The organism is Alloalcanivorax gelatiniphagus, from assembly GCF_005938655.1.
GTDB lineage: Bacteria > Pseudomonadota > Gammaproteobacteria > Pseudomonadales > Alcanivoracaceae > Alloalcanivorax > Alloalcanivorax gelatiniphagus.
The window spans coordinates 31,924-50,802 of sequence record NZ_VCQT01000034.1 but is presented as its reverse complement, the minus strand read 5'-3'; the positions used below and the strand labels follow the sequence as shown (position 1 = coordinate 50,802).

The following is an 18,879-nucleotide window of genomic DNA, read 5'->3' as shown; positions in this document are numbered from 1 at the left end:
CCCATGCGTGGTACACGGCTGGAATTGCGACCCGGAGCCCTGGCCCATAACGCCCGCCGCGCCCGTGCCCTGGCCGGCGGCGCCCGGGTGTTCGCCATGGTCAAAGCCAATGGCTACGGCCACGGCCTGGGGCTGGCGGCCCGCGCCCTGGCCCACCAGGTGGACGGCCTGGGCGTGGCGCTGATGGAAGAAGCCCAGGCGCTGCGGCACCTGGGGCTGGCCCATCCGCTGCTGGTGGCCGAGGGCTTCTTCGACGACGAAGAACTGGCGCTGGCCGCCCGCCTGCACGCCGAGGTGGTGGTGCATTCCCCCTGGCAGGTGGACCTGCTGGTGGCCCGCCCCCGGCCGGTGGGAGTCTGGCTCAAGGTCAACACCGGCATGAACCGGCTGGGCATGGCGCCGGATCTGGCCCGGGCCCAGGCCGCCCGGCTGCGTGGCCTGAAAGGGGTCAAGCTGCTCGGCGTGATGAGCCACTTCGCCTGCGCCGACCTGGCCGAGGACACCCTCAGCGCCGCCCAACTGGCCCGGGCCCGCACCCTGGCCGGAGAGCTGGACGTGCCGCTCAGCGCCGCCAACTCCGCCGCCCTGATCCGCTATCCGGAAGCCCGCGCCGAGCGGGTGCGGCCGGGCATCATGCTGTACGGCTCTTCCCCGTTCGCCTGGCGCGCCGCCGCCGACCTGGACCTGCGCCCCACCCAGCGGTTCAGCGCCCGCCTGATCGCCATCAACCCGGTGCAGGCCGGCGACAGCGTCGGCTACGGGGCCACCTGGACCGCCCCCGGCCCCGGCCGGGTCGGGGTGGTGGCGGTGGGCTACGGCGACGGCTATCCGCGCCACGCCCCCAACGGCACCCCGGTGGCGGTGAACGGCCACCGCACCCGGCTGGCCGGCCGCGTCTCCATGGACATGATCACCGTGGACCTGAACGGCATCGACGCCCGGGTCGGCGACGAGGTGGAACTGTGGGGTGATGTGGTCAGCGCCGACGAAGTGGCCGCCGCCTGCGGCACCATCAGCTATGAATTGTTCTGTCAGGTCACCGCGCGCCCGGTACGCGTGATCACCGAATAACGATACCGATGTAGGAGCGACTTTAGTCGCGATGACGGCCCAATCGCGGCTGAAGCGGAGCGCCGCCCGGCCGCTCCCACGGTACGTAGCAATAAGGAGCTCCCTTGGCCAAAAAGAAAACCGCCTTCGTATGCACCGACTGCGGTGCGGATTTCCCCAAATGGCAGGGCCAATGCCCGGCCTGCGGTGCCTGGAATACCCTGCAGGAATTCGTGGTGGACCCGGCCACGCCGAAAAGTCGTGGCGCCGAGCGCACCGGCTACAGCGGCGAGCTCACCGAGGTGCGCAACCTCAACGAGATCGTGCTGGAGGAAACGCCGCGCATCGGCACCGGCATGGGCGAGCTGGACCGGGTGCTGGGCGGTGGCCTGGTGCCGGGCTCGGCGATCCTGATCGGCGGGCACCCGGGGGCCGGTAAATCCACCTTGCTGCTGCAGGTCATGTGCCGGCTGGCGGACACCGAGTCGTGCCTGTACGTCACCGGCGAGGAATCCCTGTCCCAGGTGGCGATGCGCGCCGATCGCCTCAAGCTGCCCAAGGAAAAATTGCGCCTGGCGGCGGAAACCGACGTGGAGCAGATTCTCGACCTGGCCCGCAAGGAGCGCCCGCGCCTGCTGGTGGTGGACTCCATCCAGGTGATGTACCTGTCCGGGCTGCAGTCGGCGCCGGGCTCGGTGGCCCAGGTGCGCGAATGCGCCGCCGCCTTGACGCGTTTCGCCAAGCAAACCGGTACCGTATTGCTGCTGGTGGGCCACGTGACCAAGGACGGCACCCTGGCCGGGCCCAAGGTGCTGGAACACATGATCGACTGCTCGCTGATGCTGGAAGGCTCCACGGACTCCCGTTTCCGCACCCTGCGCGGGCTCAAGAACCGGTTCGGCGCGGTCAATGAACTGGGCGTGTTCGCGATGACCGGCGAAGGCCTGAAGGAAGTGAAAAACCCCTCGGCGATCTTCCTGAATCGCGCCGATGAGATCGCCGCCGGCTCCCTGGTCACGGTGGTCTGGGAAGGCACCCGGCCGCTGCTGGTGGAGCTGCAGGCGCTGGTGGACGCCAGCCATTTCGGCAACCCCCGGCGGGTGTGCGTGGGCCTGGAGGCCAACCGGCTGGCCATGTTGCTGGCGGTGCTGCACCGTCATGGCGGCATCCAGGTGGGTGACCAGGACGTGTTCGCCAACGTGGTGGGCGGCGTCAAGGTGGCGGAAACCGCCGCCGACCTGGCGCTGGTGCTGTCCATCGTCTCCAGCTTCCGGGACCGGCCCCTGGGTCGGGACCTGGTGGTGTTCGGCGAGATCGGCCTGTCCGGCGAAATCCGCCCGGTGCCCCAGGGCCAGGAACGGCTCCACGAGGCAGTGAAACACGGCTTCAAAAGGGCCATCATTCCCAAGGCCAACCGGCCCCGGCAATTGCCGGAGGGTGTCGAAGTGGTGGCGGTGGCCACCCTGGCCGAGGCCCTGGAACAATTGTAGGAGCGGCTTCAGCCGCGAACCGGGCATTATTCGCGGCTCATTCGCGGCTGAAGCCGCTCCTACGAAAAATCGAAGGAGCAAGGATGAAAAAGCAATTCGCGATCATGGGGCTGGGCGGCTTCGGGGAAGCCGTGGGCGTGGAACTGGTGCGGCTCGGTCACGAGGTCCTGGGCGTGGACTCCGACGAGGCCAAGGCCAATCAGCTCGCCGACAAGCTCACCCAGGTGGTGATCGCCGACGCCACCGACGAGGCCTCGCTCAAGGAACTGAAACTGGAGCGCTTCGACGCGGTGCTGGTGGCCATCGGCGAGAACATCGAAGCCAGCATCCTGTGCACCATGCACCTGGAATCGCTGAAGGCCAAGGAAGTGTGGGTCAAGGCGATCACGCCCACCCACCACAAGATTGTCGAAAAGCTGGGCGCCGAACGTATTTTCCATCCGGAGTACGAAATGGGGCTGCGGGTGGCGCAGACCATGGCGCACCCCAACATGCTCGATTATCTGGCGCTGGGCGATAACTACTTCGTGATCGAGGTACGCCCCGGCGAGGTGCTCGACGACAAGCCGTTCTCGGAACTGAAGATCGATCCGGACAAGGTGCGGCTGCTGGCCATCAAGCACGGCAACAGCGTGACCTTCGATCCGGTTCCGGACTACCGCCTGCGGCGTAACGATCACCTGATACTGCTGGGCGACGAGAAGGCCCTGCGCGAGTTCACCTCCAGCCTATGAGAAGCTGGCTGCCCCGGTTGCGCGGCCGCGTCACCCTGCGCGCGCGCATGCGTCGGGCCTGGCGGCTCAGTCCGCCGGCCTTGCTGGCCGGCGGCTTCGCGGTCTTCATCCTGATCGGCACGCTGCTGTTCTGGCTGCCGTTCGCCAGCCACGAGGGGCTGTCGCTGTGGCAGGCGCTGTTCACCGCCACCGCCTCGATCACCGTCACCGGCCTGTCGCTGGTGGACCCGGCCCGGGACCTGACCCTGTTCGGTCAGGTCGTGGTGATGGTGCTGTTCCATATCGGCGGTCTCGGCCTGATGACCTTCGCCGTGCTCACCGTGCTGGCCCTGGGCGGCCGCCTGGGGCTGGGCGGCCAGCGGCTGGTCCGCGAGGCGATGAACCAGACCTCCCCCGGCGACGTGGTGGTGCTGGTGCGGCAGGTGGCGCTGCTGGCGCTGACCCTGGAGCTGGCCGGCGCGGCGGTGCTGGCCACCGCCTGGGTGCCGGAGATGGGCTGGGCCCGGGGGCTTTGGATGAGCTTTTTCCATGCCGCCTCCGCGTTCAACAACGCCGGGGTGTCGATTCTTCCCGGTGGCCTGGCGCCCTGGGCCGCCACGCCCCTGACCACCATCGTCATCACCGGGCTGTTTATCGTCGGCGGGCTGGGTTTCACGGTGATCAATGATCTGTGGCATGAGCGCCGCTTCGGGCGCCTCAGCCTGCACAGCAAGCTGACTCTCACCGGCACCCTGATTCTGGCCGTCTCCGCCTGGCTCATGGTGATGGGGTTTGAATGGAACAACGGCAATACCCTGGCCGCCCTGGCCCCGGAGCAGCGGCCCTGGCTGGCCTGGTTCATGGCGGTGGTGCCGCGCAGCGCCGGCTTCGCGGTGGTGGACATCAGCGTCGCCTATGCGCCCACGGTGCTGCTGACCATGTTCCTGATCTTTATCGGCGGCGGCAGCAACTCCACCGCTTCCGGTATCAAGGTGAGCACCTTCATGGTGGTGATTCTGGCCACCCGGGCGTTTCTCACCGGCCGCCAGCGCCCCACCGCCTTTACCCGCATGGTGTCGCTGAAATCCGTGTTTCGCGCCTATACCGTGGTGGTGCTGAGCTTGCTGATGGTGATGCTGGGGTGTTTCTTCCTGGTCATCCTGGAACCGGAAATGCGGCCCATGGACGTGCTCTTCGAAGGTTTTTCCGCGTTCGGCAACGCCGGCATGACCCGGGGCATCACCGCCCACATGTCCATGGCCAGCCAGGCGGTGGTCATGGTGTTGATGTTCGTGGGCCGCATCGGCCCCCTGGCGCTGGCCTTCTCCCTGGCCCGGCCGCGACCGGTGCGGCTGCGCTACGCGGAGGATGAGGTGCAAATCGGGTGAGCGGCGCGCGATGAAAAGCTGGCAGCCCCGCGTCAGCGGCCGTCTTACCCTGCGGGCGCAACTGCGCCGGCCCTGGCGGTTCAGCCCGCCGGCGTTGCTGGCGCTGAGTTTTCTGACGCTGATCCTGATTGGTGGTCTGCTGCTGTGGCTGCCGATGGCCAGCCACGGTGGGCTGGGGCTGGGCCAGGCGATGTTCACCGCCTGCTCGGCGGTCACCGTTACCGGTCTGGTGGTGGTGGACACCGGCAGTGTGCTCACCGGCTTCGGCCAGGCCGTGGTGCTGGTGCTGATCCAGCTGGGCGGCCTGGGCCTGATGACCTTCGCCGGGCTGACCATTCTTGCCCTGGGCGGCCGGCTCGGCCTTGGCGGGCGGCGGCTGGTGCGCGAGGCGCTGGATCAGACCGACCCCGGTGACGTGCTGGTGCTGGTCGGCCACATCGCCATTCTGGCGCTGTCCCTGGAACTGCTCGGTACTCTGCTGCTGGCCCTGGTGTGGGTGCCGGAAATGGGCTGGGGCGGTGGTCTCTGGTTCAGCCTGTTCCATGCGGTTTCCGCCTTCAACAATGCGGGCTTCGGCCTGCGCCCGGACAGCCTGATGTCGTGGGCCGGGCAGCCCCTGGTCAACACCGTGATCACCGCGCTGTTCATCATCGGCGGCCTGGGGTTCACGGTGATCCTGGATCTCTGGCGCCGGCGGCGCCTGGCCCGCCTTACCCTGCACAGCAAGCTGACGCTCGCCGGCACCGCCATTCTGGCGTTGGGCGGCTGGCTGTTGATGCTGGGCTTCGAGTGGCACAACCCGGGCACCCTGGGCGGGCTGCCGGTGGCGGACCGGTTCTGGGCGGCCTGGTTCGCGGCGGTGACGCCGCGCACCGCCGGCTTCAACAGCATCGACACCGGCGCCCTGGGCATGCCGGCCACGCTGCTGACCATGCTGCTGATGTTTATCGGTGGCGGCAGCAACTCCACCGCCTCGGGCATCAAGGTGTCCACCTTCATGGTGGTGCTGCTGTCCACCTGGGCGATCCTGCGCGGCGAACAGCAGCCGCGCCTGTTCCGCCGGGCGGTGGCGGTGGCGGCGGTGTTTCGGGCCTACGCGGTGGTCATGCTCAGCGTCATGCTGCTGATGCTGGCGGCCTTCGTGCTGGTGATCCTGCAGCCGCAGATGAAGCCCCTGGATCTGCTGTTCGAGAGCTTTTCCGCGTTCGGTACCGTGGGGTTGTCCCGGGGGATTACCGCCGAGTTGGGCGCGCCGGGGCAGGGCATTCTGATGTTGCTGATGTTCGTCGGCCGCATCGGGCCGCTGGCGTTCGCCTATGCGCTGGCGAGGCCGAATCCTGCCCGGGTGCATTACACCGAGGCCGATGTGCAGATCGGTTGAAGGCGGTCAGAGGCCGTCGGCGGCCAGGTTCAGGCGCCGGTCCCGCCACCAGCGCCAGGACGCCACGGTGTCGAAGAACAGCGCCACGGAATTGACCATCACCACCATCACCGCCAGCAGCCACTCATCCCACGCCATGGCGTCCGGGCCCCAGCCCCCGATCAGCCGCGCCACCAGCGCCGCCTGCAGCGGTACCCAGGCGAGAAGATGGGGCAGGGCCAGCGCCCGGTTCAGGGAGGCATACCGCCACAGGGTGAGGCCGTTGGCGGCCATTACGAAAGCGCTGGCCCAGGCCACCGCGTGGCCACTGGCGGTGTGCAGCATGAAAAAGCCGGCGGCGTTCACCGGAATCAACACCAGCATGATCCACAGACGCATCCACAGTGGCAGGCGGCGGTAGGAATTCTGGATGCGGTCCAGGCGTTCGATATGACTCATGCGGCCCTCGTGATGCGTCGGTTCGGCGAGGCCGGCATTCCGCTTCAGGCGGTGTCCCGGCCGGTGAGCGCCGCGCCCTGGAAATCACGGTCTGATGCTCGACGGCGTCAAGATGGTGGTGGCGACCTTCGCTTTCAAGCGCCGGCGTTGCACCGGTGCCACTTATGTCGCCTTTTTCCCCGCTGCCGGCCGCCGGTGCGGGCTCAGGGTGAGGTGGACTGGCCGGCGGGGTCCCCGTTCAGGGACCAGTCGTAGTCCAGAAAATCGATCTCCAGGTCGCCGGCGCGCAGCCGTTGGCGGGCGTCGCCGGGCAGTGCCAGGGCGTCGCCCTGGTCCGCCAGCCAGGCGCCCAGGCTGCCGGCGGCGGCCTCGAAATCCTCCTGATACCAATCGAAGATGGAAGACACTTCCAGCACCCCGTCGCGGTACCGGTTGCGCTGGCGGTCGGAGAGAAAACGTCCGGTGGCGTCGTCCAATTGCCGGTCAAGAGCGCCGGCGGTGTAGGCTTCCGGGCGCAGGGCCGGGCAGCCCACCGAGGCGCAATTGACGGCGAAATGAATGCGCGCGTCCATCAGGGCCGGGTTGTCCCGGATCAGGCCGTGCTCCACGTCGTCCAGGGTGCGCTCCTTACCCAGCAGGGTGAAGAAGCGCTGTTTCCAGGGACCACGGAAGATCGAGCCGATGTCGCGGATGGAATCCGGCCTTGGGTTCTGGCGCAGAATCAGTTCCACGGTAAAGGCATTGTAGGCGTTGATCAGAAACGCCAGCCGGGCGTCCCGGGGCCACTGCTGAAACCGCTCCGCGCTGACCGCCGAGAGCCGCTCCAGATAGGCGTGCAGGGCCTGCCGGTCCGTGGCGAAGCCGTCATAGTCCACGGTGGAGGTGCGCCCCTGCCGCTGCCACGTAACGTGGTCCCGCAGCAGGGTGTCCCAGGCGCCGTGATCGAACGGTCGCTCGGCCAGGGCCGGCGACACGCTCAGGGCCAGGAGCAGCAGCCCCAGCAACCCGCGTTGAACATAAACCATGACGGCTCTCCGCGATAACAGGGACAGCCAGCTTACTCGCTTCGGTGTAGCGTTGGAGTGAGCGCTTGATCGGACTCGGCGTCGGAGGCACGGAAGAACCTCATTTGCCGCAGCAGATCGTTGGCCTGGTCCTGCAGCGACCGGCTGGCGGCGCTGGATTGTTCCACCATGCTGGCGTTCTGCTGGATCGCCGCGTCCATCTGCGACACCGCCAGATTCACTTGCTCGATGCCCTGGGTCTGTTCGCGGCTGGCCACGGCGATCTCGCCCACCAGCGCGGTGACCTGATCCACGCCCTTGGCGATTTCCCCGAGGGTTTCGGCGGCCTTGTCCACCAGGGCAGTGCCGGTGTCCACCCGGTCCACGCTTTCGTCGACCAGCGTCTTGATTTCGCGGGCCGCCTCGGCGCTGCGTCCGGCCAGGCTGCGTACCTCGCCGGCCACCACCGCGAAGCCACGGCCCTGTTCGCCGGCCCGGGCCGCTTCCACCGAGGCGTTCAGCGCCAGCAGGTTGGTCTGGAAGGCGATCTCGTCGATCAACGAAACGATGCTGGTGATCTTGCGGCTGGAGCTGCTGATTTCCGCCATGGCGGAGATCGCTTCCCGGGCGATGTCGCTGCCCTGTCTGGCCTGGCCGCTGACACGTTGCGCCAGCCCGTCGGCCTCGTTGGCGTTGTCCGCGTTCTGGCGCACGGTGGAGGTAATCTCGTCCATGGACGCGGCGGTCTCTTCCAGGCTGGCGGCCTGGTCCTGGGTGCGCCGGCTCAAATCGTCGGTGCCCTGGGAGATTTCGGTGGAGGCGATGCTCACCGATTCGGCGTTGTCGCGCACCGAGAGCACCACGTCGGAGAGTTTCTCCTGCATGGTCACCAGATCACGGAGCATGTCACCGAATTCGTCCTTGCAGGTCACATCGATGTCGTCGTCCAGTCGACCTTCCGCCATGGCACGTGCCACATGGCGGGCCTTGCCCAGCGGCGTCATGATGCCGCGCACCAGCCAGAAGGTCAGCCCCAGCGCCACCAATACGGAAACCACCATCAGACCGATGACCACATTGCGGGACGCCTTATAGTTGGTCAGTGCCCGGTTGTAATGGGTATCGGCCTGTTCCCGGTTGCGCGTTACCAGGGCGCCGATCAAGTCCTGCGTTTGCGTGTAGCCTTCGCCCACTGCTCCATTGGCCAGCAGGTTGGCTTGATCGAAGTCGCCGGCGATCATCAGAGCTTTAAGCTCATCGAGGTTGGCGCGCAGCGCTTTCAAGCTTTCCTGGAAGCGCTCGGCGATGGCCCGTTCCTGGTCTCCGCTGATCCGCTGAGGAAAATAATCCGCCCAGTACTGATCGATTTTCAGGTCGTTTTCCTTGACCTCATCCTCCATTTTTCTGGCCAGGCTGACATCGCGGTCCCGCTGGGCAGCGGTGATGATGATGCGGGTGTCCATCAGTGACTCGTGCACCGTGGCCAGGTCCAGCAAGGTGATCAGGTTCTGATTGTACGTTTGTTCCAGGTTTTCTCTCACGGAACTGGTGCTGATGATACCCATCACGCCAATAATGATGAGCAGCACGATGCAAAGACCCAGGCTTAGGGAAAGCCTTAGTTTGACGCTTCTGTTGAGCAGCATAGGAAGGAGCCTTGTATGGATGTTTCAGTGTCGGTGCGGCTTTCCCGACGGACGTTTTAGTCCTGCCGCTTGGTACAATGGCGTCCGTGTCCCATGCTCTATCGGCGCGGCTCAGCAGTAGTTAACAGCTTGCATATATTTTCTGTAACAGCTTTGATCCTTCACGCTATCGTCTCGCATCGTGAAACCGTTGCACCCAGCGGAGCAGTTTCTCCGGCTTGTGCGCCTTCTTCCATTCGCCGGCGGCGAACTTGTTGGCTTCGGCGCGCGTGGGGTAGATGTGGATGGTGCCGAGAATCTTGTTGAGGCCAAGGCCGTGCTTCATGGCCAGCACGTATTCGCTGATCAGGTCCGAGGCCGCCTCGCCGACGATGGTCACGCCGAGAATGCGGTCCTTGCCCGGCGGCGTGAGCACCTTGACGAAACCCCGGTCGCTGCCGTCGGCGATGGCCCGGTCCAGATCGTCGATGCCGTAGCGGGTCACCTCCACCTCGATGCCTTTTTCCCGGGCCTCGTTTTCGTTCAGTCCCACCCGCGCCACCTCCGGCGCGGTAAAGGTGGCCCAGGGAATCACCCGGTAGTCGGCCTTGAAAGTCTTCAGGATGCCGAACAGGGCGTTGACCGCGGCGTACCAGGCCTGGTGGGCGGCCACATGGGTGAATTGGTAGGGGCCGGCCACATCGCCGCAGCCGTAAATATTGGGGAAGCGGGTGCGCAGCCGCTCATCCAGATCCAGGGTGCCGTTGTCGCCGGTGGCGATGCCCAGCTCCTCCAGGCCCAGGCCGGCGGTGTTGGCGCGCCGGCCCACCGCCACCAGTACCGCGTCGAAGGGAATTCGTCGCGGCCCCTGTTCGCTGTCCGTAACAACACACTGTTCGCCGTCCTCGACGGTGAAGCGGACCGCCTGGTGGCCGGTGAGCAATTCCACCCCGTCCTCGCCCAGCGCCGTGGCCACCGCCTCGGCCGCGTCGTCGTCTTCACGGGGCAGCAGGCGCGGACCTTTCTCCAGCTGGGTCACCCGGCTGCCGAGCCGGGCAAAACTCTGTGCCAGTTCGCAGCCGATGGGGCCGCCGCCCAACACCAGCAGGCGAGGCGGCAGTTGATCGATTTGCCACAGCGTTTCCGAGGTCAGCACGCGCACCTGATCAATGCCGGGAATCGGCGGCAGCCACGGGCGGGCGCCGGTGGCGATGATGATCGCCCGGGCGCTCAGGCGCCGTTCACCGTCGGCGGTCTCGACGGCCACTTCCCAGGGCGACACCAGCCGCGCCCGCCCCTGGATGCAATCCACGCCCAGGGCCTGGTAGCGCTCCACCGAATCGTGGGGCTCGATGCGGCCGATCACCCGCTGGATGCGCGCCTGGATATCGGCGAAGTCGAACTCCGTGGTAATGCGCTTGAATCCGTATCGCTCCGACACCTTCGGCAGATGCGCCAGGGAGGCGCTTTTGATCAGTGCCTTGGAGGGCACGCAGCCGGTGTTCAGGCAATCGCCGCCCATCTTTTCCGCCTCGATCAGCGACACCCGGGCTTTTACCGTGGCGCCGATGTAGGCGCTCACCAGGCCGGCGGAACCGGCGCCGATCACGATCAGGTTGCGATCAAAATGCTTGGGCTTTTGGTATCCCCGATACATCTTGCGGCGCTGCACCAGCGCCAGCGCCGCCTTGGCCAGCCAGGGGAACAGCCCCAGCAACACGAACGCCCCCAGCAAGCCGGGCGACAGCAAGCCGGACAACGACGACAGTTCGCCCAACTGGGTGCCCGCGTTCACGTACACAGCGGTGCCGGCCAGCATGCCCACCTGGCTGACCCAGTAAAAGGTCCAGGTCTTCAGGGGCGTCAACGCCATCAGCAGATTGATCACGAAAAACGGAAAGGCGGGAATCAAACGCAAGGTGAAGAGATAAAAGGCGCCGTCCTTCTCCACGCCGGCATTGATCTTTTTCAGCCGCTCGCCGAAGCGCTCCTGCACCGCGTCCTTGAACAGAAACCGGGCCGCCAGAAACGCCAGGGTGGCGCCCAGGCTGGAGGCGAACGACACCAGCAGCAGTGCCACCCAGAACCCGAACAGCGCCCCCGCCGCCAGGGTCATGATCGCCGCCCCCGGCAAACTCAGGGCCGTGACCAGCACATACAGCGCGAAGAAGCCGCCCAGCACCGCCACCGGATGCTCGCTGGCCAGGGTCTGAAATGCCCCCTGCTGTTGCTTCAGGTAATCCAGGCTCAGGTACTGCCCCACATCGAAAAAGAAGTAGCCCGCCACCAGCGCCACGATCACCAGCAGCAACGTCATCTTCTTAATGCTCATAATTCACCCTTATCCACTGGGACGTTTTTGCCCGGCGATTGGCAACCACTGTTACGTTTGTGACGAGCCGGATCCGGCGCCCTCACTGTGGAAGGGGTGCGAACCCGGTAGGGTTCCGACGTTAGCAGCGCGTTACGGCGCCCGCCGTGAAGGCTGCCATGAAGAAAGTAAGCGGGAAGGCGGGGTCAGTCCAGGTTGTCCAGCCGGAGAGCGGCTTCCAGGGACATCGGTTTGCCGATCAGGTAGCCCTGCACCTTGGTCACGCCCAGGCGCCGCAGCGTATCCAGTTCGGCCTGGGTTTCCACCCCTTCGGCGATCACCCGGACGTCCATGACTTCCGCGAAGCGGATCAGGGCGGCGGCCAGCGCCTGGCGGCCCTGGTCGCGGTGAATGCCGCGAATCAGGGTGAGATCCAGCTTGATGATGTCCGCCTTCAGTTCCAGCACATGCTGGAAGCTGGCGTAGCCGGCGCCGGCGTCGTCGACGGCGATATCGACGCCCTTCTCCCGTAACGGCGCCAGCGCTTCGCGCAACGCCGTATAGTCGTCGATGCGGGCGTGTTCAGTGATTTCCAGCAACACTCGATGGGCGGGCCATTGCTCCAGGCCGGCGAGAAAGCCGCCATCGAGCAAATGCTCCGGCGACACGTTCAACGACAGGTAAACGGAGTCCGGCAGGGGCGCGGCGGTTTTCAGCGCGGTGTCCGCCGCCAGCTTTTCCAGGGCCAGCCCCAGCCCGACGGCATGGGCATCGGCGAACCACTGATCCGGCGGCCGGTAGGGTTCGGTGGTGAACCGGGTCAACGCCTCGAAGCCCACCACCCGCCGTTTTTCCATGTGGAAAATAGGCTGGAACAGGGTGTGCAACCGTTTGTGTTCGAGGGTATCCAGCACCCGTTCGCGGATCGGGCGATCCTGATCCTGCTGTTGCAGTTGTTTGCCGATCAGACGACCGGCGAAGTCGGCGAAGGCGCTGAGCAGATCCAGGTCTCTCTGGTCCAGCTTGCTGCCGGCTTGATGGTCGAAGCAGCAGAAACTGCCGAACAGGGAACCATCGGGTAGATGCACCGGCACGCCGATATAGTTGGCGATGTCCAATGCATCGGTGACCGGCATGGTCCGCGTCATGTCATGCTGGCGGGTGTCCGGCACGATGCCTTCCAGTTCGCCGCTGGCGATGTAGTGGCAATAGCTGTCCGGCAGCGCATGGGAATCGCCGGGTCGCAGGGCGGTGGAATGTCGCCGGGTATCCACGTACCGGATCACCCGTCGCCCTTCCAGAAATTCAGCAATAAAGGCTACGTCCATGCCCAGGTGGGTTCTGAGCGTGGTGAGAATATGCTGAATATCCGCGATGTCGTGCCCCGCGCCGATACCGGGATCGGCGGCGATCAGGGGGGCAATCAGGCTGTCATCACCCATGGCCAGTCCAGACGGAAAATGAGGGCGGTAGGCTAGGGCCGTGCCCGCCAAAGTCAATATACAGCTCCTTGCAGCCCGACGCGCCCCGGCCCCAAGGCTTATGACCGGCCCTGGGCCGTCGGGGAGGCGCCACCGGGGGATCGGTGCCGGCGCCAGCGGCGTTCCCAACCGATTCCGCTGACCAGGCCCAGCAACAGACCGCCGGCGGTGAGCGCCGGCCGCCATCCGGCGAGATCGATCCCCGCCGTGCCACTGGTCACCGGTAAATAGTGCGTGGCGGCGCCGGGGCGGCGGCTGAACCGTTGCAGATAAGCGCCAATACGGTCGCCGCTGGCCACCGGCGTCGGGCTTTGCACCTTGAGCCGCGTCGGGCCCGGACCCGGCCAGGCGACGCGCACCTCACAGCGATGGCCGAGCCACAGCAACAAAGGGTCCCGGTGGCAGCCGGCCAGCGCCGAGACCGTGCCGGTGCGCAGGGCCTTGCCTTTATCCGCGTACAACACCGTGGCGATATCCATGCCCGCGGTGGGGATCAGAAAGCCCACCGCCAGGCAAAGCATCACGCGCAACTGGCCGACCACCCTGTCGCCGCCCGCGCCCTGCTGTGGATGGGCGTGGCCGTGGCGGCAATGGCGCAGGTCCAGTACCGCCAGGGTCACCAGTGCCGCCAGCAGACCCGCCAGACCCAGTGCCAGGAAGCCGCTCACCGGCGTGGCCCTCCGTGGTCAGGCAATGCGCGCCGGGGCACGGCTGGCTTCCAAACGAATGGCGATCAGCTTGGAGGTGGGCGTGAAGCTGCCGTCTCCGTAGCTGTCCATGGGCACCAGCGGGTTGGTTTCCGGATAGTAGGCGGCGGCCTGGCCGGCGGGCACGTCGTACTCAAGCAGGGTGAAATCGCTCACCCGCCGCTCCACGCCATCGCGCCACAGCGACACCAGATCGATTTTGTCACCCGGTTTGAAGCCCAGGCGTTTGATGTCCGCGGCGTTGGCGAACACCACCTTGCGGCCGTTGTGCACGCCCCGGTAGCGGTCGTGCAGGCCGTAGATGGTGGTGTTGTACTGGTCATGGGAACGCAGCGTTTGCAGCACCAGGTCCGGTTCATCGCCACGGGCCAGGATCTCACCGTCCACCAAGCTGTCCGGCAGCGGGTTGCTGGCCAGATGGGCCTGGCCGCTGCGGGTGTGCCACTCACGGTCGCGGGCCGGGTTGCCCAGATAGAAGCCGCCCGGGTGTTTAAGCCGCTGGTTAAAATTCTCGAAGCCGGGGATGGTGTCCTGGATCAGTTCGCGGATGCGGTCGTAGTCCTCCACCAGGGCGGACCAGTCCACCGGCGTTTTGCCCAGGGTGGCCTCGGCGATGCCGGCGATGATCGCCGGTTCGGAACGCATGCGGTCGGACAACGGCTTAAGCTGGCCGTGGGAGATGTGCACCATGGAGAACGAATCCTCCACGGTGACGCCCTGGGGCCCGGCCGCCTGGCGGTCGATGTCGGTGCGCCCCAGGCAGGGCAGAATCAGGCCCTCCTTGCCGCACACCAGATGGCTGCGGTTGAGTTTGGTGCTGATCTGCACGGTCAGCTCGCAGCTGCGCAGCGCCTCATGGGTGCGCGGCGTGTCCGGGGTGGCCTGGGCAAAGTTGCCGCCCAGTGCCAGGAACACCTTGAGCTTGCCCGCCACCATGGCCTGCAGGGTGGTAATCACGTTGTAGCCGGGCTTCCGGGGTGGCTGGAAACCGAAGCGCTTTTCCAACGCGTCCAGCAGCGCCGCCGGCGGTTCGTCGGCGATGCCCACGGTGCGGTCGCCCTGCACATTGGAGTGGCCGCGCACCGGACACAGGCCGGCGCCTTCGCCGAACTGGCCGCGCAGCAACTGCAGGTTGGCGATTTCCTGAATGGTGGGCACCGAGTGTTTGTGTTGGGTGATGCCCATGGCCCAGCAAATGATGATCCGCTTGCTGTCCCGATGGATGCGCGCCGCCTGTTCGATCACGTCGCGGCTCAGGCCGGATTGTTCCTCGATGTGTTCCCAGGAGGTGGCGTCCACCTGCGCAAGATAGTCGTCCAGGCCGGTGGTGTGCTCGGCGATAAAAGCATGGTCGAACACCGGCTCGCCGCCGTTCTCCGCCGCCTCCCGGTCCCACTGCAGCAGCCACTTCACCATGCCGCGCACCGCCGCCATATCGCCGCCCAGGGCAGGGCGGAAGTAGGCGGTATTCAGCGGCGAGGAACCGCCGGTGAGCATTTCCTTCGGGTCCTGGGGCGCCTGGAAGCGTTCCAGACCGCGCTCGCGCAGCGGGTTGAACACCGCCACCTGGGCGCCGCGTTTCACCGCGTCGCGGATCGGTTCCAGCATGCGCGGGTGGTTGGTGCCCGGGTTCTGGCCGAAGATAAACAGCGCGTCCGCTTTCTCGAAATCCTCGAAGGTCACCGTGCCCTTGCCGGTGCCGATGCTTTCCGCCAGGGCCACGCCGCTGGCTTCGTGGCACATGTTCGAGCAGTCCGGAAAATTGTTGGTGCCGAAGGCGCGCACGAACAGCTGGTAGAGAAACGCCACCTCGTTGCTGGCGCGGCCGGAGGTATAGAAGGCGGCGTCGTGGGGGCTGTCCAGGTTCTTCAGGTGGCGGGCAATCAACGCGAAGGCATCGTCCCAATCGATCGGCTCATAGTGGTCGGTGGCCCGGTTGTAGACCATCGGTTCGGTGAGCCGGCCCTGGAATTCCAGCCAGTAATCGTCCTGCTTGAGCAGGTCGCTGACGCTGTGTTCCGCGAAGAAAGCGGCGTCCACCCGGCGGCTGGTGGCTTCCCAGTTCACCGCCTTGGCGCCATTCTCGCAGAACTTGATCATGCCGCCCTGGGGCGCCTCGCCCCAGGCGCAGCCGGGGCAGTCGAAACCATTGCTCTTGTTGGTCTTCACCATGGCGAACAGGTTCTTGAACGGCTGCTTGCTCTCGAACCAGTGGTCGGTGACGGCGCGCAGGGCGCCCCAACCGGCGGCGGGGCCCGGGTAGGGCTTGAAGCGCAACCGATCAGCGGGGGTATGAGGATCACTCATTGGGGGTCTCCATGTTCCCGGGCCCGTATTCCGGGAGTCAGGGGGTCGGGCTGTACAGCCGCGGCGCGCCCTGCCGCGGCTGGTGAATCAGATTCAGAGCACTGCGTCGTGCCTGGCGCACGCTCAGCGAGGACGGCGCGGACAGGCTCACCAGGGTGCCGGCGCCGGCGCGCACCGCCTTGTGGATCAGCTCCAGACCACAGCGGCTGGTGATCGCCAGAAAGCCGTCCGCCGGGTCCAGGCCCTGGCGGACGCAGGCGCCGATCAGCTTATCCAGGGCGTTGTGCCGACCGATGTCCTCACGGCAAAGCCGCGTTTCGCCGTTGCCGTCCACGTAAATCGCCGCGTGCATGGCGCCGCTGTGCCGCGCCAGCCGCTGGGTGGCCTGGAAGCGCTCGCGCAGCGCCTCCAGGTGCTCCGGCGGCGGCAACGGGGCCCGGGGGCGCACCGGCAACGGCGGCAGTGCCTGATCCAGCGCTTCCACGCCGCACAGTCCGCAGCCGCCGGTGCCGGCCTGGCCTCGCCGCTGCTGCTTGAAGCCGGCGAAGGCGCGGCTGCTCAGCGTCACCGCCACCTCCACCGCGTCCTCCAGGACCGTCAGCTCGATGTCGTAGAGGGCGCGGGCGTCATCCACCAGACCGGCGGTCAGGGTGAAACCGGTGACGAAGTCTTCCAAGTGTTCCGGAGTGGCCATCATCACCGCGTGATTGATGCCGTTGTAGCTGATCGCCACCGCCACCTCGGCGGCCAGCGCCTGTTCACCAACGGCGTCATCGGCGCCGTATTCCCGATAGGCGAAACGGGGCGACGGATCGTTCAGCGGTGTCTCTGCGGGATCATGCCCGGCCTCGTGCCGGGGCGGGGAGGTCATGCCGGTGCCTCTTGCGGTTGGCGTCTGCGGTTCTCGGCCAAAGGATAGGCGCTTTGCGGGCGCCGTCCAAATAACCAATGCCTATCGGCCGATGTCGGATGCTTCTTGAGCTTGGCGTTGACCGCTGGGAGGGTTTTGGGCTGTGGTGGTGGGCCGGGTGCAGGCTGACAGGCGGGCATCGCGGCTGAAGCCGCTCCTACAACTGTTCTGTTATGTAGGAGCGGCTTCAGCCGCGATCATCCAGCATCCGGGCGGACTTACACCTCGATGCGTTTGTACTTCATGCGCTTGGGCTGCAGGGCCTCGTCGCCGAGCTGCTTGCGGCGGTATTCCTCGAACTCGGTATAGGAGCCTTCGAACCATTCCACCTGGGCGTCGCCCTCGAAGGCGAGGATGTGGGTGGCCACCCGGTCCAGGAACCAGCGGTCGTGCGAGATCACCACGGCGCAGCCGGGGAACGCCAGCAGCGCTTCTTCCAGGGCGCGCAGGGTTTCCACGTCCAGGTCGTTGGTGGGTTCGTCGAGCAGCAGTACGTTGGCGCCCTGCTTGAGCAGTTTGGCCAGGTGCAGCCGGTTGCGCTCACCACCGGACAGGTCACCGACCCGCTTCTGCTGGTCGCCGCCCTTGAAGTTGAAGCGGCCCAGGTAGGCGCGGCTGGGCACCTCGTAGTTGCCGATCTTGAGGATGTCGTTGCCGTCGGAGACCTCTTCCCAGACGGACTTCTTGGCGTCCAGGTCTTCGCGGCTCTGGTCCACGTAGGCCAGGTCCACGGTCTCGCCCTTGTCGATCTCGCCGGAATCCGGGGTTTCCTCGCCGGTGAGCATGCGGAACAGGGTGGTCTTACCGGCGCCGTTGGGGCCGATGATGCCGACGATGGCACCGCGCGGGATCGAGAAGTTCAGGTTCTCGTAGAGCAGCTTGCCGTCGAACTGCTTGCTGACATCCTTGATCTCGAACACCTTCTCACCCAGGCGCTCGCCGGGCGGGATATACAGTTCCTGGGTTTCGTTGCGCTTCTGGAAGTCCTGGCTGGCCAGTTCCTCGAAGGCGTTGACCCGGGCCTTGTTCTTGGCGCGCCGGCCTTTCGGGTTCTGGCGCACCCATTCCAGCTCTTTCTCCACGGTTTTGCGGTGGGCGCTTTCGCTCTTGGCTTCCTGCTCCAGGCGCTGCTCTTTCTGTTCCAGCCAGGAGGAGTAGTTGCCCTTCCAGGGAATGCCTTCGCCCCGGTCCAGTTCCAGAATCCACTCGCAGGAGTTGTCCAGGAAGTAGCGGTCGTGGGTCACCGCCACCACGGTGCCGGGGAATTCGTGCAGGAAGCGCTCCAGCCAGGCCACGGACTCCGCGTCCAGGTGGTTGGTGGGCTCGTCCAGCAGCAGCATGTCCGGGGCGCTCATCAGCAGGCGGCACAGCGCCACCCGGCGGCGCTCACCGCCGGACAGGTTGGCCACGTTGGCGTCCCAGGGCGGCAGCCGCAGGGCGTCGGCGGCGATGTCCAGGCGGCGCTCAATATTGTGGGCGTCGGTGGCTTCGATGATGTTTTCCAGCTTGGCCTGTTCCTCGGCCAGCTTTTCGAAGTCCGCGTCCTCTTCCGCGTAGGCGGCGTACACCTCTTCCAGGCGGGTCTGGGCGTTGCGGATCTCGGACAGGGATTCCTCGACGATCTCACGCACGTTCTTGTCCGGGTCCAGGTCCGGCTCCTGGGGCAGATAGCCGATGTTGATGCCCGGCTGCGGGCGCGCCTCGCCCAGGTAGTCCTTGTCGACGCCGGCCATGATGCGCAACAGCGTGGACTTGCCGGCGCCGTTCAGGCCCAGCACGCCGATCTTGGCGCCGGGGAAGAACGACAGGGAGATGTCCTTGAGGATCTGCTTTTTGGGCGGGACGACTTTGCCCACCTTATCCATGGTGAAGATGTACTGGGACATAGTAAGGAACTGCCTGAAATCACTGTGAAAGGCCCGTCATACGGGGGCGGGCGGAATGGCGCCTAAACTAACCGAACCCGGCCCGGGATGAAAGCCCGTGCCGGGCGCGCCTAAAGTTCCCGGGGCGGCTGCCGATAGCGGAAGGGGGAAATAAAAAAAGCGGGCCTTTTGTCCGCAACGGAACGGGA

At 66.1% G+C, this 18,879-nt stretch carries 14 protein-coding genes; 5 read left to right on the top strand and 9 right to left on the bottom strand.

Annotated features, from left to right (window positions below):
• Positions 1 to 3 precede the first annotated feature (3 nt).
• From alr to FGS76_RS10880, 5 genes are all read left to right on the top strand, one after another.
• Positions 4 to 1,071, top strand: a complete 1,068-nt coding sequence (gene alr, locus FGS76_RS10900; RefSeq protein ID WP_138772674.1) for an alanine racemase — start codon at positions 4 to 6, stop codon at positions 1,069 to 1,071.
• Positions 1,072 to 1,175: 104 nt separating this feature from the next.
• On the top strand, positions 1,176 to 2,540 hold the full coding sequence (gene radA / locus FGS76_RS10895) for a DNA repair protein RadA (RefSeq protein ID WP_138772673.1): 1,365 nt from the start codon (positions 1,176 to 1,178) through the stop codon (positions 2,538 to 2,540).
• A gap of 83 nt (positions 2,541 to 2,623) precedes the next feature.
• Positions 2,624 to 3,274, top strand: coding sequence for a potassium channel family protein (locus FGS76_RS10890; RefSeq protein WP_138772672.1), 651 nt, complete (start codon positions 2,624 to 2,626; stop codon positions 3,272 to 3,274).
• The gene (locus tag FGS76_RS10885) at positions 3,271 to 4,641 is read left to right on the top strand and encodes a TrkH family potassium uptake protein (protein ID WP_138772671.1); all 1,371 of its coding nucleotides are present in this window, start codon (positions 3,271 to 3,273) and stop codon (positions 4,639 to 4,641) included. Before FGS76_RS10890 ends, FGS76_RS10885 begins: the two co-directional genes overlap by 4 nt.
• A 10-nt stretch (positions 4,642 to 4,651) precedes the next feature.
• Positions 4,652 to 6,022 carry a TrkH family potassium uptake protein gene (locus FGS76_RS10880; RefSeq protein ID WP_138772670.1) on the top strand — a complete coding sequence of 457 codons (1,371 nt, stop codon included), beginning with the start codon at positions 4,652 to 4,654 and terminating at the stop codon, positions 6,020 to 6,022.
• A gap of 6 nt (positions 6,023 to 6,028) precedes the next feature.
• On the opposite strand, the gene FGS76_RS10875 is transcribed toward FGS76_RS10880, so the two are convergent.
• From FGS76_RS10875 to ettA, 9 genes are all read right to left on the bottom strand, one after another.
• Entirely contained in the window at positions 6,029 to 6,460 is a 432-nt protein-coding gene (locus FGS76_RS10875) for a hypothetical protein (protein WP_138772669.1), read from the bottom strand.
• Positions 6,461 to 6,663: 203 nt separating this feature from the next.
• Positions 6,664 to 7,485: a DUF547 domain-containing protein gene (locus FGS76_RS10870; protein WP_138772668.1), complete on the bottom strand. Its 822-nt coding sequence runs from the start codon at positions 7,483 to 7,485 to the stop codon at positions 6,664 to 6,666.
• A 32-nt stretch (positions 7,486 to 7,517) separates the two neighbouring features.
• Positions 7,518 to 9,110 carry a methyl-accepting chemotaxis protein gene (locus FGS76_RS10865; RefSeq protein ID WP_138772667.1) on the bottom strand — a complete coding sequence of 531 codons (1,593 nt, stop codon included), beginning with the start codon at positions 9,108 to 9,110 and terminating at the stop codon, positions 7,518 to 7,520.
• A 166-nt stretch (positions 9,111 to 9,276) separates the two neighbouring features.
• Complete coding sequence (locus FGS76_RS10860) at positions 9,277 to 11,421, bottom strand: FAD-dependent oxidoreductase (RefSeq protein ID WP_138772666.1); 2,145 nt, start codon at positions 11,419 to 11,421, stop codon at positions 9,277 to 9,279.
• A gap of 185 nt (positions 11,422 to 11,606) precedes the next feature.
• Complete coding sequence (locus FGS76_RS10855; protein WP_170214457.1) at positions 11,607 to 12,842, bottom strand: sensor domain-containing phosphodiesterase; 1,236 nt, start codon at positions 12,840 to 12,842, stop codon at positions 11,607 to 11,609.
• Positions 12,843 to 12,940: 98 nt separating this feature from the next.
• On the bottom strand, positions 12,941 to 13,549 hold the full coding sequence (locus FGS76_RS19470; RefSeq protein ID WP_170214456.1) for a hypothetical protein: 609 nt from the start codon (positions 13,547 to 13,549) through the stop codon (positions 12,941 to 12,943).
• 18 nt (positions 13,550 to 13,567) lie between these two features.
• On the bottom strand, positions 13,568 to 15,895 hold the full coding sequence (locus FGS76_RS10850) for an FdhF/YdeP family oxidoreductase (RefSeq protein WP_138772664.1): 2,328 nt from the start codon (positions 15,893 to 15,895) through the stop codon (positions 13,568 to 13,570).
• Between the two features lie 37 nt (positions 15,896 to 15,932).
• Positions 15,933 to 16,766 carry a formate dehydrogenase accessory sulfurtransferase FdhD gene (gene fdhD / locus FGS76_RS10845; protein ID WP_138772663.1) on the bottom strand — a complete coding sequence of 278 codons (834 nt, stop codon included), beginning with the start codon at positions 16,764 to 16,766 and terminating at the stop codon, positions 15,933 to 15,935.
• Between the two features lie 257 nt (positions 16,767 to 17,023).
• A complete protein-coding gene (gene ettA / locus FGS76_RS10840; RefSeq protein WP_138772662.1) occupies positions 17,024 to 18,691 on the bottom strand; it encodes an energy-dependent translational throttle protein EttA in 1,668 nt (555 codons plus the stop codon).
• Between the last annotated feature and the right edge of the window lie 188 nt (positions 18,692 to 18,879).